The sequence below is a fragment of the Xanthomonas sp. MLO165 genome, from assembly GCF_018831305.1.
GTDB lineage: Bacteria > Pseudomonadota > Gammaproteobacteria > Xanthomonadales > Xanthomonadaceae > Xanthomonas > Xanthomonas arboricola.
Genome location: NZ_CP029263.1, coordinates 1877642 through 1902600, shown reverse-complemented (window position 1 = coordinate 1902600; position 24959 = coordinate 1877642). Strand labels below are relative to the sequence as shown.

The window sequence follows — 24959 nt, the reverse complement described above, 5'->3', positions numbered from 1 at the left end:
TCGCCTCCCAGCTGTTGCTGGGATTCTCCCCCGCTCTTCCGCTCGCCGGATCACCGATCAAACTCCCTATGTCCCTGCTTTCGAATCTGCGCATCGGTCAGCGCCTGGCCCTCGGCTTCCTCGCGATCATTGTCCTGATGGTGATCCTCACCGTCGTCGGCATCCAGCGCGTACGCAGCATCGACCAGCAGCTCACCGCCATCAACGAAGTGAACAGCGTCAAGCAACGCTATGCGATCAATTTCCGCGGCAGCGTGCACGACCGCGCGATCGCCCTGCGCGATGTCGTGCTGCTGGACGACCCGGCAGAGCGGCACACGGCAGAGCAATCGATCGACAAGCTCGCCGCGGACTACGCCCGCTCCGCCAAGCCACTGGACGACATGATCGCGGCCTCCACGGACGCGGAAGAAAAGGCCATCCTCCAGCGGATCAAGGCCATCGAGCAGCGCACCATGCCGTTGATCGCGCAGGTGCGCGCGTTCCGCGATGGCGCCGACAAGCCGCATGCCGAACAACGCCTGCTGCAGCAGGCGCGCCCTGCTTTCGTCGCCTGGCTGGCCAGCATCAACGCCTTCATCGACCTGCAGGAAGCCAAGAACCGCGCGGCCGCCAAGGACGCGGTGACCACCGCGCGCGGCTTTGCAATGCTGATGGTGGTCTCCACCGTCATCGCCTTGCTGCTGGGCGCCACCATTGCGTGGTTGCTGACCCGCAGCGTGGTGCTGCCCTTGCGCCAATCGCTGCGGTTGGCCGAGCGCATCAACGACGGCGACCTGCGCAGCCAGGACCTGCCCACCAGCAAGGACGAATCCGGCCAGTTGCTGCGCGCCATGCAACAGATGCAGCGCCGCCTGCAGGATGTGATCTCCGCCCAACGCAACATGGCGGCCCGCCACGATGCCGGCGAGATCAGCTACCGCACCGACGCCCAGCAGTTCCCCGGCGAATACGGGCACATGGTGCAGGACACCAACGCCCTGGTGCATGCGCACGTGCAGACCCAGCTGCGCATGACCGAGGTCATGGGCAGCTACGCCATCGGCGACCTGGCTCCCGAAATCGAGCAATACCCCGGCGAAAAGGCCGCCATCACCGCCACCATGCAGCAGGTCAAACAGAACCTGCGCGCCATCAACGCGCAGATCCAGCAGCTCACCCAGGCTGCCTGCGCCGGCAACTTCGCGTTGCGCGGCCAGCCTGAGAAGTTCGAGCACGACTTCCGCCTGATGGTCGAAAACCTCAACACCATGATGGCCACCTCCGACACCAACCTGGCCAGGTTTTCCGACCTGCTGCGGTGCATCGCCGATGGCGACCTGACCGTGCGCATGACCGGCAACTTCCACGGCGTGTTCGCCTCCATGCGCGACGATGCCAACAGCACCGTGCATCGCCTCACCGACATCGTCACGCATATCCAGACCACCTCCAACAGCATCGGTTTTGCCGCCGAAGACATCGCCAGCGGCAACCAGGAACTGTCCCGCCGCAGCGAACAACAGGCCGCCAGCCTGGAAGAAACCGCCGCCTCGATGGAAGAGCTGACCTCCACCGTCAAGCAGAATGCCGAGCACGCCGGCCGTGCCAATCAGCTCGCGCTGGGCGCCGCCGCCATCGCCTCGGAGGGACGCGACGTGGTTGGCCAGGTCATCGAACAGATGTCCGGCATCGAAGCCTCGTCCAGGCGCATCGCCGACATCATCTCGGTCATCGACGGCATCGCCTTCCAGACCAACATCCTCGCGCTCAATGCCGCCGTCGAGGCCGCACGCGCCGGCGAACAAGGCCGCGGTTTTGCCGTGGTGGCCTCGGAAGTGCGCACTCTCTCGCACCGCTCATCGGACGCCGCCAAGGAGATCAAACGCCTGATCGACGACTCCGTGCAGCGCGTCGCCGACGGTGCAACGCTGGTGCACAAGGCCGGCACCACCATGGGCGAGGTCGTCACCAGCGTCCAGCATGTCACCGACATCATGGGCCACATCTCCGCCGCCTCGCAAGAACAGGCCGGCGGCATCGAACAGGTCAACCTGACCATCGCCCAGATGGACGAAACCACCCAGCAGAACGTCAGCCTGGTCGAAGCCGCGAGCACGGCAGCCCGTTCGCTGGAAGCGCATTCGACCCAGCTGACGCAGGCGGTCGAGGTGTTCAAGGTCAATGCCTCGGTGATCTGACCGGCCGGGTAGTGCGATCCTTAGTGACTGGCCGTGTTGCTGCCTGCGCTCGCGCAATGCTGCGCACTTGCGCGAGCGCGTCACGGCGAAGTGACGCTGCATCGCATTGATGTGGTCGCTACATCCGCACAGCGCACCGAAGACATCAGCTTGCATCTCCACAACACACGGGCATGATTGCCGCAATGGAACGCCTCCGCCCCTTCCGCACGCTGATGCTTGCAACGCTTCTGGTCGCCTGGCTTGCCGCGTGCGCGGCAGCTGGGTCCATCACCAGCCAGCCCATCGAAGGCCCGGTGCGGCTGGGAGAAATCGCGGCGGTCGATGGCCCCAAGGTACGTCCCGACCGCGTCATCGAAGACAGCCGTTGCCCGGCCGAGGTGCAGTGCGTCGTGGCGGGCCGGCTGATCGTCAGGGCAACCGTGCTCGGCGGCGGCTGGTCCAAACAGATCGATCTCACGCTTGGCGTTCCGGTGGCTGTGGCCGATGGCCAGTTGACGTTGGTCGACGCCACTGCCCCACCAGCAGACTCGGCAACGGCCGCCGCGTCGAACATGCGCTTCACCTTCCGCTTTCAGGGTGGGCGTTGATCAAAGTGCTTCAGGCCCGGGGCGATGCAGCACGGACGCGATGCCCTGCAGGCGCCCACACGTCATCCAGTGCTGCTCGTAGCCGTTGAACCGAGGCATACGCTTGTTCTCGCGTTGCAAAGCCTGAGAATCCCATCAGCAAACCGCCCGACGATGAGGGGCGCATTCGCCACCTGCTCAATGCCTGGAGTGGCAGTCCGTGTGCTTGGGCGGCCTGCGCCAGCAGCGCATCGCTTTGCCCGGTGCTGGGGTAGGCCAACACCTGGAGTCCGCCTGCCTGGGGCTGGATCGCCATGCGGGAGCCAAAGATATCGCTGAGCGCATCGACCAAATAGCTGCGCCGCTGACTGTAGAGCACGCGCATCCTGCGCAAGTGACGGGAGAAGTGCCCTTGCTCCATGAACTCGGCGACCGTGGCCTGTGACACGAAGGATCCCACGCCGCCAAGCTGCCCGGCTGCATCGGTGAAACGTTCGGTCTTTGCCTTGGGGACGACCAGATAGGCCAGGCGTAGACCAGGGAAAAGCACCTTGCTGAAAGACCCCGTATCCGGCTCGCGCTGCCCCCTGTCACTCATGCCCTACTCGAATCTTCAATTCTTGCCCCATCCAGCCGGGACATCAGTCTCCTAAAGTAGGCGTTGTCGCACAAGATGCGGCTGAAGTTCCGCCGGGCACCCGAACATTGCTCGCCGCTCATCCCTGTTCTGCGGCCTCATTGGTGCAACGGCAGCATCAGCGGGTTTGCCCTCCGATCAACGGCTGCTTGCTGCCACTGACTCAAGACTGGATTCTGCGTGAACACACTTCGTTTGCCTTACCAAACCCTATCTCCAGATGCCTATAAGGGATTTGGCATCACCAAGAAGGCGCTGGAAAAGAGCAGCCTCGGCAAGCCCTTGATTGAACTTGTCTACCTGCGCGTTTCGCAACTCAATGGCGCGCCTTCTGCCTGGAAATGCACGCCGCTGCGTTACGCGCCGGCGGCATGCCCGACGCCAAGTTGGACAGCCTGGCAGGGTGGCGGGTGAGTCCGCATTTCAGCGACCGTGAGCGCGTGGCCCTGGGGTGGACCGAGTCATTGACAGATATCGCAAACAGCCGAGCCCCTGACGATGACTTTGCTCTTCTAAAAGCCCATTTCAGTGACGCCGAGATTGCTGACCTGAGTTTTGCCATCGCGCTGATGGCTGCATTCAATCGTTTGGCGATTGGCATGCGTCAGTAAGCTCCAGCACGTCGATGCAGACTGCCCGCTCTGTACGGCCGGCTAGCGTCCGGCGCCAGCACGCAGCATTGCTGGCGGCTGCTCATTGTTGCCTTCGCTGATCCAGGCGCGGCGTATGACTACGCTACGCACTGGATGGCCAGGTGCCGTGCATCGAGCGGGATGGCAAGCGCTGCCTTGCAGTAGCCCAGGCTAGGATTGCCCTCTGGCCTGGGGAAAACAGCGCTCCATTCGATCCGTCCACGCTGCCAACTGCTCAAGCGTATACGCCTCGATCGGCTTTGCCATTGTCGACGAGGCCTTGTGTTGCGAAACGGTCGCAACCAAGGAGGAGGAAAGGCGATCCCAACACCGCATCAGCAGCACCGGGGATGGATGCGAAGCAACCAGGGCCTCAAGCACCGCGCCCTGCGCCACCCTTGCTGCCTGCAGGTCGCTCAAGGCATCCACAACCGCTGTCATCCATTGCTCGTTCAACTGCTCCATACCTTTCAACAACGCTGTGGGAAGCGCATAGCGTATCCGGATCCACATGTCCTTGGTGGTGCGTTTTGCCAGTCGGCGCAAACACAGCTGAACAAGCAAGGTGATGCCGAGTTCAAGCAGAGCACTGCATGACAGACGTCAGCGGTTACCACTAGCTAACCTAGTTTCTGCAACCTAGAACCATCGCTTGAAGAGATGCATGCCAGGACGAAACCACGCTGGTTGGTCGATGATCGATACCAGCTGACGTTGAGCCCGGCAATCAATGCTCAAGCTGTGATCAGGCAACTCAAGCCGGATGGCGAAGGCACCAAGAACATCGTCACTTCGGAGCGATGTGCAGTCCAAGCTGAAACGAATCCCCAGCCACCACCAGAAAATGAAATGAGAGCGTGGAGCAGCTGCCAACTGAAAAACTGGGCTGATGCAGACATTGCTTGAACTCAATGCAAACCATCAGTGATGAATATTGAAATCAGCCGCTGCCAGCAGCGTCTTCACCGCACACGGCGACATCGGCCGGCCCCACTTCAATGTGCGGATCACGGTCGAGCGCCTGAGACAGCGCATGTCTTTCCCTCGTCGCAGTCAGCAACCCATGCCCTCTGGCACAGGACGCTTGCCGCTCCCGTGGTTACCGTTCGAGGACCCACTCGATCCTTCGTCCAGCATGTTTCAACAAGGCTCCTCAAGCGCACATCCCCGCCCGGGCATTCCTGCACTGGGACATCCTCTGGCACGCATCGCAGCAATCGCCGTCATCCTCGCACTGGCGCACTACCGCTGGGTGCAGTTTCCCTGGCGGATGCCGCTTGTCGGCATTCTAGGGATTGTCCTGGTCTGGCTGGAAACGCGCTCGCTGAGTGCCTGCGGATTAAAGCCTCAGTCGTCTCGCGCCTTGCTCGGCTGGACGCTGCTGCTGCTCGCGCTGGTCATCGGCGTCATCAATCCGTTCGTGCAACCGCTGATCGATGCGCTGACCGGGACCAAGGCCGACTACAGCGGCTACGGCGCACTGCTTGGCAACGTCAACGCGGCCGCCCACCTGGCAGGCGGCGCCTGGCTCAGCGCGGCGCTTGGCGAGGAACTGGTCTTCCGTGCGTTCCTGATGCACCACCTCGATCACCTGCTGGGCCGCCATCGTGGCGGACGCGTGATGGCGGCAGTGGCAGGGGGAGCCCTGTTTGGCGCGATGCACCTGACCCAAGGCATCTCGGGGGTGCTGCTGACCGGGCTTGTCGGCGTGTTGTTCGGCTATGTCTACCTGCGATCACGGCGCAACCTCTGGGCGATGATCCTGGCGCATGGCTTGGTCGACACCTGGGGCATTGCGACGCTGTATCTGGGTTGGTATTAGCAAGTACCTACCAGGACCCCGCTTGCTTCGGTGTGCCTCACTGCCAACAAATCCTTGTCACGTCATCCACGGATGCTGGACGATAGCGCCTTGCCCTCCGCTGCATGAGCAGACTGTCCAGACATGACCACCGATAGCCTGCTCTCGATCGTTCAAGCGCAGCTAGACGCCTACAACGCCAAGGATATCGACGCCTTGCTGGCCACCTATGCTGACGATGCCGAGCATTACACCTTGCACGGACCACAGCTGGCCAAGGGACATGCCATGCTTCGCGAGCGGTTTCTGGCCCGCTTTCAAGAGCCGGACCTGCATGCGCAGCTGTTGTCGCGGACCGTCGTCGGCAACATCGTCGCCGACGCAGAGCGCATCACCCGCAACTTTCCTGACGGGATCGGCCTTGTTGAGATGCTATGCCTCTACGAGGTGGTCGACGGAAAAATCCAGAGAGCCTCATTCGCGACCGGCGCACGCATCGACACCGCACCTGCTCGATGAAACATTTCAGGCGATCGGCCTAGACCGGGCGCCTTTTCAGGCCGAGCGTAGAAAAGCCATTGAACGCATTCTGGTTTCCAGTGCACCGCCCTGCTTCCCGGCATTACCAGGTCACAGGGCGGCACTGGCTACACGCGTTATGCAGCCAATGCGAGCTTCGTCTTGCCGGAGGCGCTGCGTGAGCTGTTGGCAACACTCTCCACCAACGCCGTCGCCTGATCCTCAAGTGCGCGGGCCGACGATGCCATGGTGTCAACCAGAGCGGAGTTTTGCTGGGTCGCTGCATCCATCTGCGAGATGGTTTGATTGATCTGCTCGATGCCAGCGCTCTGCTCATGACTGGCCGCGGCAATGCCGCTCATGATGTCGTTGACCTGCCGCACCGAGGAAAGCAGTTCTTCCATGGCCTTGCCCGCCACGTTGACCTGCTCCGCGCCCTGCCCCACCTTCGCACCCGAATCGGCGATCAGGTCGCGGATCTCCTTGGCCGCCATGGTGCAGCGCTGCGCGAGGCTGCGTACCTCGGACGCGACGACCGCAAAGCCACGCCCCTGCTCGCCAGCCCGCGCCGCTTCCACGGCAGCGTTCAAGGCAAGGATATTGGTCTGGAACGCGATGCCATCGATGACGGTGATGATTTCGCCGATCTTCCGCGACGACGCCTGGATTGCCGCCATGGTGCTGACGACACCATTGACCAGCTCACCGCCATGCAACGCGGTCTCTGCGGCCTTGCTCGCCAGCGAATTGGCCTGACGCGCACCTTCGGCGTTCTTGCGAACGATGCTGGTCATCTCCTCCATGGAGCTTGCAGTCTCCTCGAGCGCCGCCGCCTGCTGCTCCGTGCGCCGCGACAGGTCATCGTTGCTGCGCACGATATCGCCTGCCGCACTGCTGAGCGTATTTGCCACCTCGCCCAGCTGACGCCCGGCTTCCACGTCCATCAATGCTCCAACCGCGCGCAACGGCGTGCCATCGGCAGCGCGCTTGGTCAGGCCGCGTGCGCGGAACCAGCGGTACTGGCCGTTCTTGAGCTGCAGGCGATACTCGATATCGAAGTTGGTGCGGCCACTGCGGTCGTTCAAATGCGCCGCGAACGCGTTCAAAGAACGCTCCTTGTCTTCCGGGTGCAGCCGTGACGCCCAGCTATCGAGCACGTTGGGGAAGTCCTGCTCGGACTCGAAGCCGAGCAGATGGCGGAACTGCTGCGACCACCAGAATTCGTTGTTCGGATTGATCGGGTCACCCGCGATCACGCTCATGTCCCACAAGCCGTCGCTGAGCATCTGCGAGCCGAGCTCGAAGCGCGTCAGCGTGATGTCGAGGAACTGCTCCCGCGCGCGACGCTCGGTGATGTCGGTGAGCGAACCCGCCACCCGGAGCGGCAAGCCCTGTGCATCGCGCTCGGTAGTGCCAAATGCGCGGAACCAGCGATATTCGCCGGACTTCAGACGCAGGCGGTTTTCCACGTCGTAAGGGGTTCGACCGCTGCGATCGGCAAGGTGCGCCGCAAAGGCATCCAGCGTCGGCTGCTTGTCATCCGGGTGCAGGCATGCGACCCAACTGTCCAGGACATTGGGAAAATCCTGTTCAGAGGCAAAGCCCAGCAGCCGACGCATCTGCGGCGACCACCACACCGGGCTGTCGGGGTGGCTGGGATCCCCGGCAATGACACCAATATCCCAGAGCCCGTCGGTCGTACCACTGGCGACCAGATCGAAACGGCCCTCCAGATGGCGCAACGCGGTGGTCGCGTCTTCCGCCTCGGCCTTGGCCAGGTCACGCTCCTGCTGGGCCGCATACAAACGCTCAGCCATTTTCTTGAGCAGCAGAGCCGATCCGTTGTTGGGCCACTGCGCACTGCCACCTTTCAACGTGGCATCAACCGCCTTGGTCAGTGCGTCCACCTTGTGGCTGTCGGAGAAAAACATAGCGGCCTCTGCTGCTTGCGTTGGGGATGCGTCCCTAGCGGCAGCGATCGGTCGTTCTTGATGGTCCTTTCCCGATCCATCACCCTGGGTGAGTCGAGCATTCAGCTAGACAGCAGCAGTCCCGGTGGATCGAGTCCGCTTCTGCTACTCCTCGCCAAACGCAGCGGCGGTCACCCTGGCATGCCACGCGAGTCGACGCAGTCGCTCAACGACTGATCAAAATCCTCGCCTGGCAGCTGCGATCCAGGGGCACTCCGGCCCCCCGGATACAGGCGTGCTGCACGACACGGGCACGCAGCAGGAGCAGCTAGACGCCAGTCGGTTCATGGATCGGGCAGCGATTGAACTCGGAGCGGAATCGGCGCGAGGCTGCCATCACGATACGGCGCGCCCGGTTGATGGCGCCCAGCGGCCGGTGAGCGGCCAAGGCATGCCACGGCGAGAAGGCGATGCGGTCTTCCAGCTGCTGCGAGTTCTCTCCGTCCCAACCGGCCTGGCGCTCGACCACCACGCGCGCGACCGCCACAAAGGGGCTGATGGATTGCGGCCACTCTATCGACGCATCTTCGACCGGCATCTTTTCCACATCCCGGCACAGCTGCACGCGCAACTCCCACTCGGCCGGGCTGTCCAGGGTGCTGATGGCGTGATGGACGGCCTCGCGCTGCGCATCCGGCGAGTCGCCAACTTCCTGCCCATCGAGTTCAACGAGATTGCTGGACACCGGCGCCAGCGAGAACTTGGCGATGTAACGCCCGTAGAGGTACGGCACCTGCGAGAAAAACGTCTCGCCCAGCGGATGAACCTGCGGCTGTCCGCCCATCTGCTTGATGCTGCCGCTTCCCCCACCGATCTTTTCAAGCGTGTGTTCGACACCCCGAAGCACTTTTGAAAGCGCCGCCTTGGCGCCCGGCGCCTTTTCCGTGGTCGTCGCCAGCACCCGGAAATTACGCAAGAACCCGTCGGGACCGGGGGTGGTGAAGGAAGGGCCATTGACCATCAAGAAATCCTGGCTGTGCTTCTCGTCTCCGCCCTCGACGCGCTCGCCGCTGACACCCAACACCTTCAACGCCAGGGCACGCGGAGTCGACACAGCATCGCTCAGTTGTTCTGCAGGTGGCGATGACAGGCGGATGTAAGCATCGTATTGCCCAGGCCCTGCGAACAGGCCTTGTCGCAGCTCTTCAGGCAGATCGTTGAATACGCTAAAGCCTGGCGGTAAACAGGCCCTGCCCTTTCGCATGGACTGCGCGGTGCGCGTGCCCTTCCTTTTCCGCCACGGTTGTTGCCATGTCGACGAACAGCGCTTCCAGCGAGCGAATGGTTTCCTGCTCACTGACGCTGGGCGTTTCCAGATCGGGGCGATATTCGACGGGCGCGTTCATGGGGTTCCTGGCTTTATGGCTGGTCAGGCCAATGTGCTACACCCGCTGTTTACGCTCCGTCGAAGCCGTAGGCAGTCACTCGTCGAGGGCCGCACGCCTACTCTGGCCTGCCGTTGCAATGGCAATGGCTAATAGACGGGCGATGCAGCCCACGCCCGGCATTCCTTTCGCTTTTCTGGCCGAAGCTGCCGCTTCGTTGGAGAAACCCGCGGCAGTCCTCGCAGGCGGCTGATCTTGCTCATTTCATGAACAATTTATAGCCAGTCCACGCCCCTGATGTTTTTCCTCGTTCGCTGCCGCAAGGCTTAACTCCCATCAGCACACCAACACACAGTAATCACCGTTTGAAAGACGGCGGTGTTGTCGCACTGGCAGCCTGCACCTGCACCGAGGTCAGGGCACTCGCTCAAACGACACCATATCGCGTTGACCATGCAAGAGCAGCGAAAGCACGGCGCTGCCATCCGGACCCATCTGCATCCTGGCTTGGCTGTCGCTGAGCCCCCGGCAGTAGCCTCCATTGTTGGCACCGATCCAGGCAGTCAAAGCACCTGCCTCATGCCAGCATAGCGCAATTCCACTTGGCAGTCCCGAGGAGCGCCATAGCGCAGGCGACCGACCACATCACCCGGCCGGACCGCCGTCGCCACCAGGTCCAGCTGCGCCGACGTCAGGCCGTTTGAGCGCCAGCGCCCTGCTTCGGTCAACGCTGCATCGGCCTTCTGGTCCAGGGCAATGACAAGCGGCGCCTCGCGACCCAGCAGCGTGAGCTGAATGCCTGATGCCATCCCATCCCCTGCCTGGAGCTGGGCACGCCCGCCGGAGAGCGCATCGCAGAACTTGCCACCATTGCGCGACTGCAGCGCGTAATCGTCTGCTTGCGCACGCAGCTCCAGTGCGCAATTGAACGGGGGCCCGAATCGCAGGTCCGCACCCTGCATGCCATCGGCTCCTGCTGCACGCGCTCTCAGAACGACATAAGCCGGCCCGGTGCCGCCGCGGGTGGACAGGATTCCGCGCCAATCCCCAGGCGGAATGCTGTCAGCCGCAGCAGCCGGTGCTGCAGGCAGCACCAGGCAAAGCGCGAGCGCCGAAATCATGCGAAAGATGCGACGCAGACGATGATGTCGAGCAGACATTGGAAGCCCCCATGGCGAATTTGACCAAGTGAAAAGGCCGTCCCGGCGCTACCCGGCAATGGCCGCAGCGATCGCGGGGACGGCGAGCAGATGATGGCCATAAATCAGCTGCTGCGCCGAGACAGACGGCAGAGATTTGCACACGCGTTGGCCGCATCGGTTGGCGGCTGCCCCGCGCCTGATTCATACGATGGGCATGAACGTCGCTGATCGCCGCCCGGCGATCGGATGACACACACTTCAAGCCCCAACACACGCGAGCAGGCATCAACACACCGCAGTGCCCTGAAGAAACCCTCCGGCTGTCCACGGCTCGACAACTCAGTGACCGCGATGACGAAAAGACCGCGGCGCCGAGTATGGGACAGGAGATGGGACGAATCGGCGGGTCTTGAAAAAATCGGGCGCCTTAGTGCTCCAGCGACGTATGGCGGAGAGAGTGGGATCGGATCACCTTCGACCTAAGCCCTTCTAACCGTTGCAGAAAGCCTGCCAAGCAGGTTTCCTTTCAATGTTTCCTCGATCATAGCCCCGGTCTTGGCTCGATTGCTAGCGCCCGCTTGCCATCGGCAAGTTGCTGACGCCATTGTCCGTCTGCATAAACTCGGACCTCACAGACATGAGCAACTTAAACAGCCCGCTTGAAGCAGGTGTCGCCGTGTTGGTCGATTGCGACAACGTCCCGACCGACATCGTCGAGCATGCGTTGCTCATGGTGGCCCAGTTCGGCCGGGTCGTGCTGCGCCGTGGGTATGGCAACCACAACACCCTCGCCAACAAATGGCAGGAAGTCCTGGTCCGCCAGGCGTTCACTCCGTGCCTTCAATACCAATACGCCTCCGGCAAGAACACGGCCGACATCGCTTTGGCGCTCGACGCCTTGGAGGCGTTGTTCGATCACCGAGCCGATACCTTTTGCCTAGTGACGAGCGACTCGGACTTTTCTTACCTTTGCCGCAAGCTCCGGGAGCGTGGAGCGACGGTCTTCATCGTGGGCGAGCCCAAGACCCCGGATGCTTTGCGCAACGCCTGCGACCAGTTCTTCGAATGGGACCGGAAGGCCAAGGAAGCGGCAGCACCCGAAGTCCAGGGCAATGAACTTCCTGTCCTGAAATCGGAGGCGGCGAAAGAAGAAGCGCCCCGCGCTGAAGCCAAGCCGCTACCCAAGCGCCGCCCTCGGTTCTTGGTTGAAGCCGTAACCCTGCTGACGGGAGACACCTCTGAAGGCAAGGTTGGACTGGGAGCACTGGGCCAATACCTCAAACGCACTGACCCGTCCTTCTCACCCAACCTCTATGGCCATTCGGGGTTGCTCAATATGGTCAAAACCTACGACCTGCTGACCACGCAACGGGAGGAGACCGGCGGCTGGTCGGTCAGCATCGCGCACAAGCCAGAACCCCCCGATACGGCGTGATTGCTCCCATTGCCTCAGCGGTCCATGTGCTTCTACAAACGACGAATCGGGGATGCCGACCTAGTTGAAATCTTTTCTATTCGTCAAATGGCATAACTGCCATCGAATTTCTTCGCGTATTCAAATTTGTGAAATGCAGCCGCAAGCGAGCTCTTGCGTAAGCACCGTTTCTTGGTTGGATAAGGGCTTACCCAACACAGGAGCACCCATGCACCAACAAACACAGATTCACATCGCTAGCCGCCTGCTCGGCCATCTCCTCCAGCAGCGCACGACCCGTCTTCCCCCTCACGAAGTGGAAGACATCCAATACGCCCTCGACTTGGCAGCCGAGCTATTGAGGCTCGGCGCGCCGGGGCCGGCCGGTCAAACCCAGGCGTCGGCCATGGCGCCTGCTCAACCCATCCTCGTCAAACGAGCGGTCGTGGATCGCAACGTCGTGCCGACCATGCCTACCTCCATTGAGGAGTGGCGAGAGGCACGCAAGAAGAAGAACAAGGACAATGTCCCCCGTCCCAAGGAGTCCACTGGAGTCGAGCACATAGATTTGCGTCCTCGGCCCCGGCACTGAGGGCCAAGAAAAAAAAGCCCCGCAGATGCGGGGCTTTTGACATTCATTATGGCCGCGGGCGCCGACTTGTTGGCCGTGGCGCTGGCGTCGGCAATGGGGAGGGCTTGGGCAAAGCAGGAGCAGCGTCAATAGATCCAACAGAGCCATGGACGATTTCAGGCTCTGGACTTGCGAGCATCGCTTCGCTCCACTGTTCCACTTGAGCCGCGCGGGTCTCAATCTCGTTCTCGCAATCGTTCCACTGCTGCTCTGAGACGGCCGCCTGGGTTGCGCCCAGTTCAGCTGTGCGCTTCTCCAAGACGGCCAACCGCCTTCCCCGCCGCTTTTCCCATTCTTGAGAGGCCCACTCGCCATCGGGACGAGGGTGGTCGCCGTTGAACTGCTCCCACGCCTGTTCGGCCAAGTGGAAGAGCTTCTCGGCACGCCCCAAGGAGCTGGTCCGCTGGGCGAACTTGAGCACGCTCCGTTTCAGACGGCCGAGTCGTTCAACCAGCCCGTTAAGCCACTTGCGCAAATCGACACTGTCGACAAGGGCAGCTGCACGCGCGGTCCACTGCTCCACCACGCGCTGCGTAGCGGTCAACGCCAGGTCTGGCCGGGTCGAGAATATCTCCGCCAGGTCCCGAGCTGCCTCTGCTACCAGCTCAGTGATAGAGCGCAGCGGTCGCACTCGCGCATCTTCCGCAGGCCGACCCAGGGCATCCGAGAGGCGCATGCCGCGGAACCCGTGGATTTCCAACCCGGGCACAGAGGCTTGAAGGTCGTTCGTGGAGCCAGCTCGGCGTCGACGGTCACGCTGCGCCTGGTTATGGCTATGACCACTGGAGCCTGGAACTGCCCTGCCCTCCTGCTCGGCTTGAGCAAGCAATTGTTCAAAGGCTTCCTCGTTCTCTCGAACGATGCGCGCGTTCTCAGCCGCACGGTCGGTCATCACCCCCTTACTAGCCAATGCCGTGGCTGTCTTGCCCACGTGTTTCGTGGGCTGCCGAGACAGCACCATGGCTTCGGCCCAGTCCCCGCGAGCCAGAGCCTCCTCTGCTTGGACCTCCAGGCGGCGGTGGTCGACCCGAGCATCGATGCCGGCAGCGGCCAAGTGCTCGTTGATCGTGGAGGCAAATGTCTGGCGAACCCATTCGATCTCGATCTTCCCAGACGCGCCGCCATCCAATTCCCGCGTCTTCTCGGCAAAGCCGTCGCTGGTCAACCGCCGCGTGGTGGCGAGGAGGTGGACGTGATGGTTCAGGCCGTCACGGGAGCCCGGCGAGTGGATGCTGGCTTGCACAGCAAACCCGTAGCGGGCGACCAGCGCTTGGCCGATGGCCGTGGCGAGCACGGACCGCTGCTCGTCGTTGAGCTCGTGGGGCAAGGCGACCTCGAACTCGCGGGCCACCACCGAGTTCTTGCGGTTCTCAGCCGCCTCAGCTTTCGGCCAGAGCTCGGCCGGGACGAGTGCCCATGCTGGGGCATCCTGGGGAGCGAGGCATTCGGATGCCACGACTCCACCGCGGCGGCGGTAATCGTGACGCTGACCGGTGATGTGATCGATGAGAAGTAGACCAGCGCGGTAGGCAGCGGCTGCGACAGCGGAATCGCCTCGGGAACGACTAAAAACTTTGACGCGAGAGTGGTAAATGGCCATGGAGAGCTCCGGATGAGGTTGCTCTCTTTATGCCGTGGCTTTTGATTTGCGCAAGCGCGGAGCGCTTGGGGTCCGGGGGCGTAGCACCTGGCGCGCGCTATGTCGCAGACATTGCATCAGTGCGCTCTTGCTTCTTTTTTTTAAGCCTTGTTTTTCAGATTTTTTCAATTTCGAGGGAGCCCAAATTTTCAAGCCGGCGCGAACTTGACGCGAGCCGTTTTCCTGCTTGACTCATTTCCAAGCGACAGGAGAAACGCATGACCGCAACGAATCACTACCGAGATCAAATTCAGCGGGCCACCGAGCGCTTAGCACAGCTGCAAGCGAAAGAGCTTTTAGCCAACCAGCGCCGCGAAGCGAAGGCGCAGGAAACAGCGAGGCGCGAAGAGATGAGACGACGGCAGCGAGTGGCTGATCTAGTCTTCCAGACCGGTGCCCATGCACTAGACGAGGCAGAACTGGAAACGTTGCTGCTCAATCACATGAGGGACCGGGCAGGCTTGCTTCACTAACCTTGCCCTATCAAGTCAGCTTTTTTGCAAGCCACCCAATGCTCGCCCATGGTCATCCGAGGCCCTTGCTCCTGCTGGACGCTCCCCGGCTGCATCGGTTCCATGACTTGCCAACGGATCTGGCCCTGCTTGATAGCCCGGAAGAGCTCTACGAGCCAAGGACGGTGATGGCATGAAGTCCCGACTCTATCGCAGCCCTGATGATCCTGTAGCTGTCCCGGTCGAAGCCCAACGGCTCGCCTTTCAGCTTCCTGGCCGCTGTCAGTGTCGTGACGGTGCCCAGGTAGTGCCAGGCATCCAGCACGTGGAGCTGGCGCAAGTTCTCGCCCTTCTCTTCCAACGCAATCCGGCCATGAAGGGGCCAGGTTGAAAGCTCTAGACGAATGAGTGCAGCACGTAAGCGCTCTTCGTGCTCGTCCGGGGGCTCACCTCCCGACCAAGCGCCGGCGCAGCGCTTGAGCATGGCCCGAAAGCACGGGCGACCCGAGGGTAGCCGCTCAAGCCCCACCAGGGCGTAGCAGAGCCGGTGGTCATCGGCGATGCGCCGTAAACTTTTTTGAGCGGCCTGGCGATGAGCAACCCGGACATGCTGATCGTGGTGATGGCGGAGAGCGGCGGGTATCCAGACATTGCTCGTGCGACCGCCGATGGCACGCGGTTCCTCAACCTGGTGCGGCGCGAGGACTTGGGGAAGGTCTTCCGCAGCCTGGCCTTGCACAACGGTAGCAGTGCTGAAAAGGCGGTGCTGAAGATGCGCAGCGAAGCGCTGATCGAGGCGGACAAGGATGCCGATGCGGCGACTGGACGGGACTTCCACTAGCCGCCATCCTTACTCGGACACTCTCAGCCGGAAGTCCACTCGCTGACAGGAAAGCGAGCTCCATCGATGGTCTAACCTAATAGAGCCAGTAAGGAATCGCATGGACGACGAAAAGCAGCGGATCGCACAGTGGCGCGCGAAGAGGCGTCAGGAACGCTTCGAACAGGAACGCGGCCGAAGCCGCACGCGGCAGTTCGCAGGCCACTTCTTCCTCGCGGACGATGATGAGGAAAGCATCGATCCCGCCGACGCCGCCGCGGATGCTGAAGAGCAAGCATTGGCGCAGCGGGCATCGGCGCCTGCTGAACCGTCTCCACGCCTGTCCAGCAGCGAGCTGCGCCTTGCTTTGTGGTCCTGGGACATGGATTCGCTCCGCCAGTTGTGGAGCGAACGGGCGCAAAAGCTGTCCTATGTTGAAGACGCTGCACGGTTGCTTGCTCACATCCGCCACCGCTCGGGGATTGATGCGTCCCTTCGATCTCCGGCGCAGATGACGGGCAACGACGCCATCCAAGCCTTGAAGGGCTCACTAGAAGAATCGGGCCGGCTCCATCTATCCTCGACTCCCCCATCTATTCCGCCCGACCCATCGTTGGAGGGAAAACGGGTTGAGCAAGTGCTGCGTGTGATCAGGGAAGGACAATCCGATTTCCGAAAGCGCCTGGTGGAGCACTACGGGGCCGTCTGCATGGTCACCGGGACGTCGCACGCAAGCGTGATCGATGCCGCGCACATCAAGCCTTACAACGGGATCTCTACCAACGCCCTAAGCAACGGCTTGCTGCTTCGGAAGGACATCCACGCCCTGTTTGATGCAGGATTGCTCGACATCTCACCAGACCTGCTGGTGTCTGTCTCCGATTCGGTCACCGATCCTTGCTATCGCACACTTCATGGACAGCGGTTGACGCTGCGAGCCCCATCTAAGATTTCACATTCGGCTCTGCTTGCCAGGATGCGAGGCGAGGCCATGAACGAAATAGGCGGCGCCTTTGCTGGTGACAAGGATCACGATGGACACCCACGCTGACCCTTTGGAGCACGTCCGCATGGAGCACGGCGAGGTCGCGGTCTACCAAGGGCTGCGCCTTTACTCCTTTGCCACCTTCCGAGACGAAGTGGTGTTCGCGGCTATCGACTCCCTGGATAGAAAAATCGACGAACTAAGAAGCAGCCAGGAAGAAGTGGAAAGAACCCTGGCAGCTGATAGTTACGCGAAACTCCAACAATCCACTGTTGAAGCGTTCTTGCTAGCCACGCAGTCCATGCACGAACGGGCACTGCGAGGGTTGATGACCGCCATGGCGCGAAAGAAAGCATGGTCCAACGCCCAACAAGGCCAGATCCAACGCTGCTCTTTGACTGGCAAGGAGAGCCTTCAAAGCCTCTTCCTTGAACTATTCGATGCGCCGATGGAACTGTTCGGGTTGCACGATGACCTGCTGTTTCTCAACTTGCTAGGCAATGCTCTTCGACACGGCGACGGGAACGCCGCTATGACTATTCATAAGCTCGCCCCGTCTCTCTGGATCAACTGGCTTCCCCCAGGCACGGTCATTGCCAATCTCTTTACCGTCCCACTTGACGCACCGCGCCACCCTGCCTTCGATTCCATCACCCTTCCCCGAACTGTCCTCGAGCAAATGTTCATGGCAGTGACGGCCTTTTGGGAGGACATAGAGTTCGTGCGGTGCAACTCCTTTTCCCGGAAGTCGGAGAGCACCGAAAAACACATTGATCAGCTTCGAAGCCGGCGCGCTATGAGATCCAACGAGCGCGTATGGGAAATAGGCTGACCTCAATCAGGGGCGACCACGCTTGCCCTCACTTTTCAGCGTCCACTGGCACCCGGTGGAAGTTCACATTGAGTCGCTTGATGAGTGCCTTGGTCGCCTTTTTCGGAGCCCGCGAGCACACCAGGACGGCCTCGCCATTGGGCACCTGGCGCATGGCCAACTGTTCGGCACGCAGGATGGCGCGGTATTTCACGCACTGATAGACCCCGCGCATGAGCTCGTCCTCCGAGCACTTGCTGGCCTTCACCTCCACCGCCAGGCGCTGCTTGCCGTTCTCGAACAGCACGTCCAACCGATCCCCGCTGCTCAACACGGCCTCGTTTCGGCCCGGCTCAAAGGCGCCGAAGTCGGCCAGTTCCTCGGGGTGTTGACGCATCCAGCGCTTGAGGGCTTGGTGTTCGGCGCTCTCGGGTGCTCCGCCGGCTTGAACCTTGGGCAACGGGAGCACGTCGCCCTTGTCGGCCTCCAGTTCTCCGGACGCGGGTTCCAAACGGGCCACTCCAAGCGCCGCGGCGATCTGGTCCCACTTGTCGAAGTGGTAGACCGCGTTCATGGCAGCGTCGAGGTAGGCCTCGCGATTGGCGGCCATGCCGGCGCCGTTATCCTCAAACCAGTAGCTCGCGATCTCTCCGGCACCAGTGCTCGCGTAGCCAGTGCTCTTGCTCACCACGATGGTGTTGATTGGCGGGATGCGTTCACCTCGCCACTCTGGAAGCTGCCCGAGTTGTTGAATAGCCAGTCCAACAGCCCCGATAGCTGGCCCGTAGATCGTCTTGCGGGCCTTGGGCTCGTGCCCGAACTCGCGTTCCAGTTGCTCGGCCAGTTCCCCGTAAAAGATGGGCCGCCCCTCCTTCGCCCGGCGAATCAGGATTGGGAGGATGTCGGCGACGACCTGGATGCGCCAGGGGGTGTTGGCGAGGGGAAGCTGGGTCCAGTCGAATGCCATGAGTCCTTCCTTGGATACTCGCAAAGTCTCTTACTTCAAGATCGGCCGAGGAATGACTGAGAGCGACTTACACTGAGGACAAATCAATCCCAGATTGATGCGCCGGCTGAACTGGTGCTTGCATTTCTTGCATGCGAAGAAGTATGGCGGACCAGGAATTAGGCCGGTGCTCACTTGCCGGCCTTGCGCTTAAAACGTGCGTGATTTGGCCCAACGTCGATCTCGTCATAGTCCTTCGAGAGCGCAACAAGCAAGCCTATGCCAATGCTTGCAGCAAGGATGATTGCGGCCACTTCCATCCCAGTAACTGCCGCCAACCCACCCAGACCAACCGCGCCACTTAACCCGCCGGTAAAAGGAGTCAAGCCAACCGCCGCAACAACAGCAGCTAGACCAATCTTTCCAATCTTGGTGATCTTCTTCGTCTTCTTGAGATCCTCAGCGAGCTTTCCCACCACCAAGATTTCACTGGCCTTAGCGTTCTTGGCTGCTTCCAACTCATCCCGCGTTGAAACGGTCACACTTCCCATGTCATCCCCTGATTGATGGCCATCTACGACCACCGTGGTCGTAATTTAGTTGTTGGCCACGGTCCTTGCCAGCAGTAGAACCTGGTGCGAACCATGGCTGCACCAGTAGACGGTAACGGCCTCCTATCTCCCAGCTTGAGACCGTAACTTCCCGCATTGAATGCTGCCAACTTCGTCCACACCCGGCAGGGGCGAGGGCAACACGGCTCGGCACACCCCAGCCACATCAACGGCCATCCCCGGCTCGGGGTGTTCGAGGTAAAGCGCGCCGTCGCAGCCCACCATCTCTTGATCGCTGCTCGTAGAGGCCATGATGCCCGGCTCGATGGCTGAACCCGTCAGGGTGAACGCTCGCGCGTTCTGGGTCAGCACCGGGAAGGTCACGCGCACACCGCCTTGGCGCGCGGCCACGGACTTCTTCTCCGTCTCGCCGATCTCAACGCCAACGGGCAGATCCTTGTCCTTGAGGCTCACGGTCCTGGGCATGAGCGCTGGCAGTTGCAGCATCCACCCAATGGGGCCGCGGGAATCGTCTTTTGATTCCGGAGCCCTCTATGAGCAACGAGCGCCTCAAATCTCTTCGCATCCGTGCCTTCCACGCCCAGGCGGGCCACTGTTTCTATTGCAGCCTCCCGATGTGGCTTGCCTCGCCTAACGAGCTGGGCTTACGTCACCGCTCTGCACGTCCTTACCAGTGCACGGCCGAACACCTGATTGCTCAACAAGACGGCGGCTTGGATGTGCCCGAGAACGTGGTGGCCGCGCGCGCACGCTGCAATCAAGGACGCCACAAGCGGCAAGGGCCCACACCCTCCCCTGGCGCTTTCCGGACACTGGTTCGGAAGCGGCTGGCGGTGGGAAAATGGTGGACTTTACTGCCGCCAGGGATTGCGCATGCGCCTGTATGACCTCATAAATCTTTACGAGCCTTCCTTTAAGCCTGAAATCACCAAAGTGCATCTAGCTCGAAGCCACGGCAGAGACAGGCCAATGGATGTTTGGTTGAACGGGAAGTTCGACGAGTGGCAATGCTGGCAGCGGAAGAGACGAAACTTTGAGCGGGACCTTGTGTTGGCCTTGGTCCAAGTTCCCGACACATATCGCTGGATGTTTGCCGGACTCTTCTGGTCGCGCGGCAGTCTTCCCGAGCATGACCATGAAGGCACGCTCCACTACGCGTATGAGCTTGAACGCATACCCAGCACACTTTCGCTGGAAGGGCGTCTCTTTGTCACTGGCAAATACGTCAGCCGCACGTCATATTTGAAGGGTGAGACACTGTCTGAAGACATGGTAGTGCACGAACTGCTGGCAGAGAAGCTGGGAGATGGTGAGTTCCCTGGCTTCAATCAAGTAGATATCCCAAAAGACACGTTGGATCGCATCGTGGCCAGCGGCAACAACTCGTGGCGTGCTGCGCTCTCCAGCGTAAAAGGGATCTACCTCCTCACCGATAGCAAGACTAGCATGCTCTACGTCGGCAAAGCCGACGGCGAGGCCGGTATTTGGGGCCGCTGGTGTCAGTATTCGAGCACCGGGCACGGGTGGAACAAAGCTTTGGTGCAAGAGTTCGGCATCAAGGCCAACGATCGCCAGAAAGACTTACGGTTTTCCATCCTCGAAATCATGGACAGGCGCTCACAGGAGGAGCAAATCGAAAAGCGCGAATCACACTGGAAACGAATCTTGATGTCCCGCAGCGGCTTCAATCGGAACTGACCCAAGGGCCCCAGAAAGGTAGAAGCGCGCATCTACGCGAGGCATCCTTTGGCCAAGAATACTAGTTTTCCACTTGGAGTCGTGATCACTCCTCTAGCACAACTGCATCGGCACGGGCTTTCAGTTCCTTTGTCTTTCTTCGGTCACGGCCCTCCAAATACTCACGGAGGCGTGAACGAACGAAGGGAAGCATTCTTGGCTCGCAGGAAGCCTGATCAAGGATGGAGCCTTCCGACTCAAACCAATCACGCACCTCTTTAGCCTCTTGTTCACTGCCAAATACCTGCTCTAACGCTTCCACTCGCATAACATCCATATAAAGGACTTGGTGCAACCAGGCAATCTCACATGGTCTCATCCACATCACAACTCGGTCATGAAGCTCTTTTAGACTGGTAGAGCTGCGCCCTCCACTATCGATTTCATCGATCAATAGTGAGAGGTGATACGGAAGACCTGACGACTCATGCCACGCTCGCTCGTGCTCCTGTGGATCGTCAATCCCCAAGTTTGTGAGGAGTTCATTGACTTCCGCTCTTTCTAAAGGCTTGAGCACTATGGCTCGCCTGAGTTGCGCTTCGTAATCCTTCCACAAAGCATTTGTAGCTTTGAGCCTAAATCTTGTCAGAACAATCAAAGTTGAATCTATATCACTGTTCTTAAGCTTATTGAAGAGCTTCGGTATCAATAGGCTACCAAGCTGTTTGTGTAGAGCCTCGTAGTCCTCTACAACAAAAAGCAACCGCTCGAGCCGCTTGATTTTTCCATGACCCGGCTGGAGCTTTCCTTCATGAGTGCCAACAAGAATGGCCGTCAGGTCAGCGACCAAGGCACTTGCAAGAACTTCTTCCGGGTCTTGTTTGGCAGCTTCGCGAAGAGATGAGGCTGAACCGAGTCCCAGCTTCTCCCAGAAATGGATGGATCCCGCTGACAGCGCCTTGATCTCTTCAGTTGCTAGTGGAATCTCGTCAGCCGCATCCTTCACTGCCTGCGCGTCAACGAACTCGCGGATCTTCGGAATAAACACGCCAACGCGGCCAACAATCGACGCTCCCGTCTTGATTAGGTCGGCAACGCCCTTGAAATCCTCGGTGCTAATTCCTCGGCCCGAGAGTTCTTTAGTGATCTCACTCCGGATCCGCGAGACAGCCTCAATCGCTTCACGTGTCTTAGGAAAATAGTAGCTGGGCGGCTTTAGCCCAATTCCGGGCCCTGCCGCCGAGCGAACTATCGAACCCACCAACTGGTCTATAGCCGCCACAGTAAAGTCACCACTTGAGCCATCCACGCCCCGGTTAGCTCCTGCCAATTCGATCTTGAGATATCCAAGACTGTCGAGATCGACCGCTTGCAACGCCTTAGCAAAAACGCTGCTCTTACCAATACCGCTCGGACCCTCAATGCTTTGAATCTTCAACCCTCTACTTGATGCCCCCTCAAGCAGGTCCTTGAGCACTTGCGCTTCACGTTGGCGTCCGACAAATCCTTCCATGTTCCTCACCCTGTTTGTGCATTTTCTTCCGCAAACGTTTTTGGATGACACACCTCCCCAGGCATGTCCTGACTGCTCTACTTTGAAATGGCAGCCTGCAACTGCTCGGTCACGCTGTTCCCCTTCTCATCTCTCAGCTGAGCCATGAGATAGACGCCTCGCCCATTACTCTTCTTGGCCCACAACTCGCCGATCATGCGCTTCTCCTTCTCCGTGTCTGCTGAATAGCGGTCGCCGCCCTTGTATTCAACGACCAGCAAGCGGCCGTCCTTTAGTCGTGCGACGAAGTCAGGGTAGGTGCGCTGCTTTGACGTGGGCATCCAAAACTGGCTCTTGTCTACCAAGTTGCGGACCCAGAATTCCACCTCATCTAGCTGATCAATGGCTTGGGCGCACAGGAACTCCTCGCCTACCTTGCCGCTGGCGGTCTTCCACTGGAGGTCGCCCACAAACGGGTAGTAATGCTTGCGGAACCGGTAGGTGCCGCCCAGGTAATAGGAATGGGCAGGATATTGGGTCATGTCCGCCGGGTAGGTAAACATCACACCGGGTTCGTCGCTGACCACGATATCGGCGTCCGCACCGAACAACGCCTGCTGGAAGCCGTCCTTGAGCGCTTCGGCCTTGGCGATTTGGAGCTGCTCGCCCAGTTTCCGCCGGAGAACGAACTGGCCGTTGAGCAACTGGGACAGCGAGAACCCGCGATCCTCGGACAGAGAACTGATGGCTCGGCGCAGCCACTCCCGAAGCACGGGCTGCTTGACCCCCGGATCGCGGATCTTCTGGTCCAGCCAGCCCACCAAGTCCGCTTGGGTGCGATCTTTGGCGAAGCCCGGCAAGTAGGTGTTTACGTCGTCATCGATCTTTGTGTAGCTAACCTTTGAATCGACAAGATCCACCTCAAAGGTTTGGCTGTCGGCGTTGAACTTGAGGCTGGTTAGGTCCGGTGGATACGCAAGCAGGTCCCAAGTGAAGCCGGCCGGCACCGCCCCGCTCTCCAAAAACTCCAGCTCGCCCTGCTCCATGACGCCGAGCCGGGGCACGCTGAACACCACGCCGTTCTGGCTTGGAGCTGCAACCGCCTTGGAGGCAATTTGGTGCCGCTCGATGGTGGCGGTGGCTTCCTCGCGCTCCTTGGCCGGAACGGCTTGAGTGATGGCTTCCACGGTCGAGTCGTCCACCTCTCCGGTGATCTCTACCGAACCGCCCTTGCCTTCCTCGTTCGGAATGAACACAACGCTGGCCTGGTCGCGCGCAGGCACGCCTGTCAGGTCCGGCTGCTTGCTCACCGTAATCGTGGTCTTGGGCGTGACGGGGACCGGGTTGACCTTGCCACCTTGCAGGTCCAAACCGGGACCGGGAGTGGGATCAGGCAGCACCGCGCCCACGGCCTCCAGCGGGTTGAACCCGATGTCGATGAGGGATTTGGTCAGCTCGGCGGCGGCCAGGTTGAAGTGGGTCGTAGTGACATGGGCATAGGCCTTGTTCATGGCCTCCTGCTTGCGGCGAGTGGCATATGGCATGCGCAGCACACGGCCCAGCAGCTGCTGAATGTCCTTGTCGCTCTTAACTTGGGCCACCGAGCAGAAGACGTAGGCAAACGAGCAATCCCACCCTTCCTTGAGCGCTTGCTTGGTGATGATGACCTCGATGGGGCAATCCTTGGCAAACAGGTCAACGCCGTCGATCTCGCGCTGGTCGCCGGTTGCGATGGCGATGGCCTTCTCGGCCACCTTCTCGTTCTCAATGAGGTGCTTCTTGACCTCCTCGACCGTGGCCGTGCCTTTGGCGTTCTCGGCCTGAATTAGCAGGATCGGCCGGATGTAGTCCGGCTCCCCGAGCGCGGTCTTGCCCAGCTCGTTGCGGCGGGCCACGGCGCTGCCCACGGCTACCTCCCACTGCCCGACGTGCTCCTTGAGCACGACCGGGAACTTGATCATGTTCGCGTTCTTCAGCTCAAACGCGCTTACGCTCACCAGCACGTTGCTCTTGCTGGCTTCCGGCGTGGCCGTGAGCTCCACCACCACCTTGGCGCCCAGACGCTCGTAGACCTGGTAGGAGAGCGGCGTATTGGCGTTGTGCGCTTCGTCGGTGATGACCAACGGGCCGTGGAGCTTGAGCAGGTTGGCAAAGGACGCGATGGCCTTGCCCGCCTTATTCTGCTCCAGGTAGGCCAGATCGGACACGCTGCCGGCGAAGTGCGCCTCTAGGTCCTCGTGGTGCTCGTAGACCTTGCGGCCGTCTTGGTTCTCCACGCGCAGCGCGGCCATGGTCGAGATGACCACACACACCTTGGTGCCTAGGTCAGCGGGGCGGATGTGGGTGAAGTCCTCCACGTCATACACGGCGACCTTACCCCCGAACGCCTCGTCCAGCTCCTGACGGTAGGGATGGCGAGGGTTCTTGAAGGCTTCAAGCGTCTGGGTCTTGATCTGGGTGGTGGGCACCATCCACATAACCAGCGGGAACTCGCGCTCCAGATAAGCGTCGCCTGCCGCCTGGATGATGTGCGCGCCCATGACCGTCTTGCCACCACCCGTGGGGATGCGTAGGCAAACGTAGGGCGAAGCCACCAAGCCTGGCATGGCCTTGTATTGGGTCACCAGGCCGGCGTCTACGTTCTTCTCAAACGCTGGCGAGGGACCGTTCAGGCGGGCGTCTTCGAGAAACTGGGCCAGGCTGGACAAGGCCCGCTGCTGATACACCTTGAGGGAAAGAGCCATG

26 protein-coding genes and 1 pseudogene are annotated in these 24959 nt (G+C 60.7%); 14 read left to right on the top strand and 13 right to left on the bottom strand.

Features of this window, described 5'->3' with window-relative positions:
* Nucleotides 1–68 precede the first annotated feature (68 nt).
* Entirely contained in the window at nt 69–2180 is a 2112-nt protein-coding gene (locus tag DGN21_RS08285; RefSeq protein ID WP_054592772.1) for a methyl-accepting chemotaxis protein, read from the top strand.
* Between the two features lie 173 nt (nt 2181–2353).
* Nucleotides 2354–2770 carry a hypothetical protein gene (locus DGN21_RS08280; protein WP_126965633.1) on the top strand — a complete coding sequence of 139 codons (417 nt, stop codon included), beginning with the start codon at nt 2354–2356 and terminating at the stop codon, nt 2768–2770.
* A 10-nt stretch (nt 2771–2780) separates the two neighbouring features.
* Here DGN21_RS08280 and DGN21_RS08275 read toward each other — a convergent pair whose 3' ends face one another.
* Nucleotides 2781–3347, bottom strand: coding sequence for an aminotransferase class I/II-fold pyridoxal phosphate-dependent enzyme (locus DGN21_RS08275; protein WP_184429161.1), 567 nt, complete (start codon nt 3345–3347; stop codon nt 2781–2783).
* Between the two features lie 219 nt (nt 3348–3566).
* Between DGN21_RS08275 and DGN21_RS08270 the strand changes: the two genes are divergently transcribed.
* Both DGN21_RS08270 and DGN21_RS08265 read left to right on the top strand, forming a co-directional pair.
* Nucleotides 3567–3800: a carboxymuconolactone decarboxylase family protein gene (locus DGN21_RS08270; RefSeq protein WP_215825200.1), complete on the top strand. Its 234-nt coding sequence runs from the start codon at nt 3567–3569 to the stop codon at nt 3798–3800.
* Entirely contained in the window at nt 3758–3997 is a 240-nt protein-coding gene (locus DGN21_RS08265; protein WP_228959773.1) for a hypothetical protein, read from the top strand. Before DGN21_RS08270 ends, DGN21_RS08265 begins: the two co-directional genes overlap by 43 nt.
* A gap of 192 nt (nt 3998–4189) precedes the next feature.
* Here DGN21_RS08265 and DGN21_RS08260 read toward each other — a convergent pair whose 3' ends face one another.
* Nucleotides 4190–4564, bottom strand: coding sequence for a hypothetical protein (locus tag DGN21_RS08260; protein ID WP_172454156.1), 375 nt, complete (start codon nt 4562–4564; stop codon nt 4190–4192).
* Between the two features lie 724 nt (nt 4565–5288).
* On the opposite strand from DGN21_RS08260, the gene DGN21_RS08255 reads away from it, so the two are divergent.
* Nucleotides 5289–5840 carry a CPBP family intramembrane glutamic endopeptidase gene (locus DGN21_RS08255; RefSeq protein ID WP_126965662.1) on the top strand — a complete coding sequence of 184 codons (552 nt, stop codon included), beginning with the start codon at nt 5289–5291 and terminating at the stop codon, nt 5838–5840.
* Nucleotides 5841–5963: 123 nt separating this feature from the next.
* Nucleotides 5964–6338, top strand: coding sequence for a nuclear transport factor 2 family protein (locus DGN21_RS08250; protein ID WP_126965631.1), 375 nt, complete (start codon nt 5964–5966; stop codon nt 6336–6338).
* A gap of 137 nt (nt 6339–6475) precedes the next feature.
* On the opposite strand, the gene DGN21_RS08245 is transcribed toward DGN21_RS08250, so the two are convergent.
* The 4 genes and pseudogenes from DGN21_RS08245 to DGN21_RS08235 form a co-directional block, all read right to left on the bottom strand.
* Nucleotides 6476–8269, bottom strand: a complete 1794-nt coding sequence (locus DGN21_RS08245; RefSeq protein WP_024940175.1) for a PAS domain-containing methyl-accepting chemotaxis protein — start codon at nt 8267–8269, stop codon at nt 6476–6478.
* A gap of 307 nt (nt 8270–8576) precedes the next feature.
* The gene (locus tag DGN21_RS08240; protein WP_252374700.1) at nt 8577–9362 is read right to left on the bottom strand and encodes a catalase; all 786 of its coding nucleotides are present in this window, start codon (nt 9360–9362) and stop codon (nt 8577–8579) included.
* A gap of 112 nt (nt 9363–9474) precedes the next feature.
* Nucleotides 9475–9654, bottom strand: a complete 180-nt coding sequence (locus DGN21_RS20155) for a hypothetical protein (RefSeq protein WP_237474941.1) — start codon at nt 9652–9654, stop codon at nt 9475–9477.
* Nucleotides 9655–10047: 393 nt separating this feature from the next.
* Nucleotides 10048–10793, bottom strand: a pseudogene (locus tag DGN21_RS08235) (hypothetical protein).
* A gap of 619 nt (nt 10794–11412) precedes the next feature.
* Here DGN21_RS08235 and DGN21_RS08230 point away from each other — a divergent pair.
* Both DGN21_RS08230 and DGN21_RS08225 read left to right on the top strand, forming a co-directional pair.
* On the top strand, nt 11413–12210 hold the full coding sequence (locus DGN21_RS08230; protein WP_215825198.1) for an NYN domain-containing protein: 798 nt from the start codon (nt 11413–11415) through the stop codon (nt 12208–12210).
* A gap of 208 nt (nt 12211–12418) precedes the next feature.
* The gene (locus tag DGN21_RS08225; protein ID WP_184577935.1) at nt 12419–12781 is read left to right on the top strand and encodes a hypothetical protein; all 363 of its coding nucleotides are present in this window, start codon (nt 12419–12421) and stop codon (nt 12779–12781) included.
* 46 nt (nt 12782–12827) lie between these two features.
* On the opposite strand, the gene mobQ is transcribed toward DGN21_RS08225, so the two are convergent.
* Nucleotides 12828–14420, bottom strand: a complete 1593-nt coding sequence (gene mobQ, locus DGN21_RS08220) for a MobQ family relaxase (RefSeq protein WP_184577932.1) — start codon at nt 14418–14420, stop codon at nt 12828–12830.
* Nucleotides 14421–14677: 257 nt separating this feature from the next.
* Here mobQ and DGN21_RS08215 point away from each other — a divergent pair, with 257 nt between their 5' ends.
* Nucleotides 14678–14932, top strand: a complete 255-nt coding sequence (locus DGN21_RS08215) for a hypothetical protein (protein WP_011346616.1) — start codon at nt 14678–14680, stop codon at nt 14930–14932.
* Nucleotides 14933–15080: 148 nt separating this feature from the next.
* On the opposite strand, the gene DGN21_RS08210 is transcribed toward DGN21_RS08215, so the two are convergent.
* Entirely contained in the window at nt 15081–15395 is a 315-nt protein-coding gene (locus DGN21_RS08210) for an ethanolamine utilization protein (RefSeq protein WP_215825250.1), read from the bottom strand.
* A gap of 108 nt (nt 15396–15503) precedes the next feature.
* Between DGN21_RS08210 and DGN21_RS08205 the strand changes: the two genes are divergently transcribed.
* From DGN21_RS08205 to DGN21_RS08195, 3 genes are all read left to right on the top strand, one after another.
* The gene (locus DGN21_RS08205) at nt 15504–15752 is read left to right on the top strand and encodes a hypothetical protein (RefSeq protein ID WP_184577958.1); all 249 of its coding nucleotides are present in this window, start codon (nt 15504–15506) and stop codon (nt 15750–15752) included.
* Between the two features lie 100 nt (nt 15753–15852).
* Nucleotides 15853–16782, top strand: coding sequence for an HNH endonuclease signature motif containing protein (locus tag DGN21_RS08200; protein ID WP_051876402.1), 930 nt, complete (start codon nt 15853–15855; stop codon nt 16780–16782).
* Nucleotides 16766–17548, top strand: coding sequence for a hypothetical protein (locus DGN21_RS08195; RefSeq protein WP_031422145.1), 783 nt, complete (start codon nt 16766–16768; stop codon nt 17546–17548). The genes DGN21_RS08200 and DGN21_RS08195 overlap by 17 nt, the downstream gene beginning before the upstream one ends.
* Before the next feature lie 28 nt (nt 17549–17576).
* Here DGN21_RS08195 and DGN21_RS08190 read toward each other — a convergent pair whose 3' ends face one another.
* From DGN21_RS08190 to DGN21_RS08180, 3 genes are all read right to left on the bottom strand, one after another.
* Nucleotides 17577–18494, bottom strand: coding sequence for a hypothetical protein (locus DGN21_RS08190; RefSeq protein ID WP_215825197.1), 918 nt, complete (start codon nt 18492–18494; stop codon nt 17577–17579).
* Nucleotides 18495–18664: 170 nt separating this feature from the next.
* Complete coding sequence (locus tag DGN21_RS08185) at nt 18665–19024, bottom strand: hypothetical protein (RefSeq protein WP_031422141.1); 360 nt, start codon at nt 19022–19024, stop codon at nt 18665–18667.
* A gap of 123 nt (nt 19025–19147) precedes the next feature.
* A complete protein-coding gene (locus DGN21_RS08180) occupies nt 19148–19498 on the bottom strand; it encodes a hypothetical protein (RefSeq protein ID WP_184577927.1) in 351 nt (116 codons plus the stop codon).
* Nucleotides 19499–19578: 80 nt separating this feature from the next.
* Here DGN21_RS08180 and DGN21_RS20300 point away from each other — a divergent pair, with 80 nt between their 5' ends.
* Together DGN21_RS20300 and DGN21_RS08175 are read left to right on the top strand one after the other, a co-directional pair.
* Nucleotides 19579–19932 (top strand): HNH endonuclease, encoded by a 354-nt coding sequence (locus DGN21_RS20300; RefSeq protein WP_324250492.1) that lies wholly within the window; start codon nt 19579–19581, stop codon nt 19930–19932.
* Complete coding sequence (locus tag DGN21_RS08175) at nt 19919–20743, top strand: GIY-YIG nuclease family protein (protein WP_215825196.1); 825 nt, start codon at nt 19919–19921, stop codon at nt 20741–20743. The genes DGN21_RS20300 and DGN21_RS08175 overlap by 14 nt, the downstream gene beginning before the upstream one ends.
* 85 nt (nt 20744–20828) lie before the next feature.
* On the opposite strand, the gene DGN21_RS08170 is transcribed toward DGN21_RS08175, so the two are convergent.
* On the bottom strand, nt 20829–22235 hold the full coding sequence (locus DGN21_RS08170) for an ATP-binding protein (protein WP_215825195.1): 1407 nt from the start codon (nt 22233–22235) through the stop codon (nt 20829–20831).
* Nucleotides 22236–22312: 77 nt separating this feature from the next.
* Complete coding sequence (locus DGN21_RS08165) at nt 22313–24958, bottom strand: DEAD/DEAH box helicase family protein (protein ID WP_215825194.1); 2646 nt, start codon at nt 24956–24958, stop codon at nt 22313–22315.
* Nucleotide 24959 lies beyond the last annotated feature (1 nt).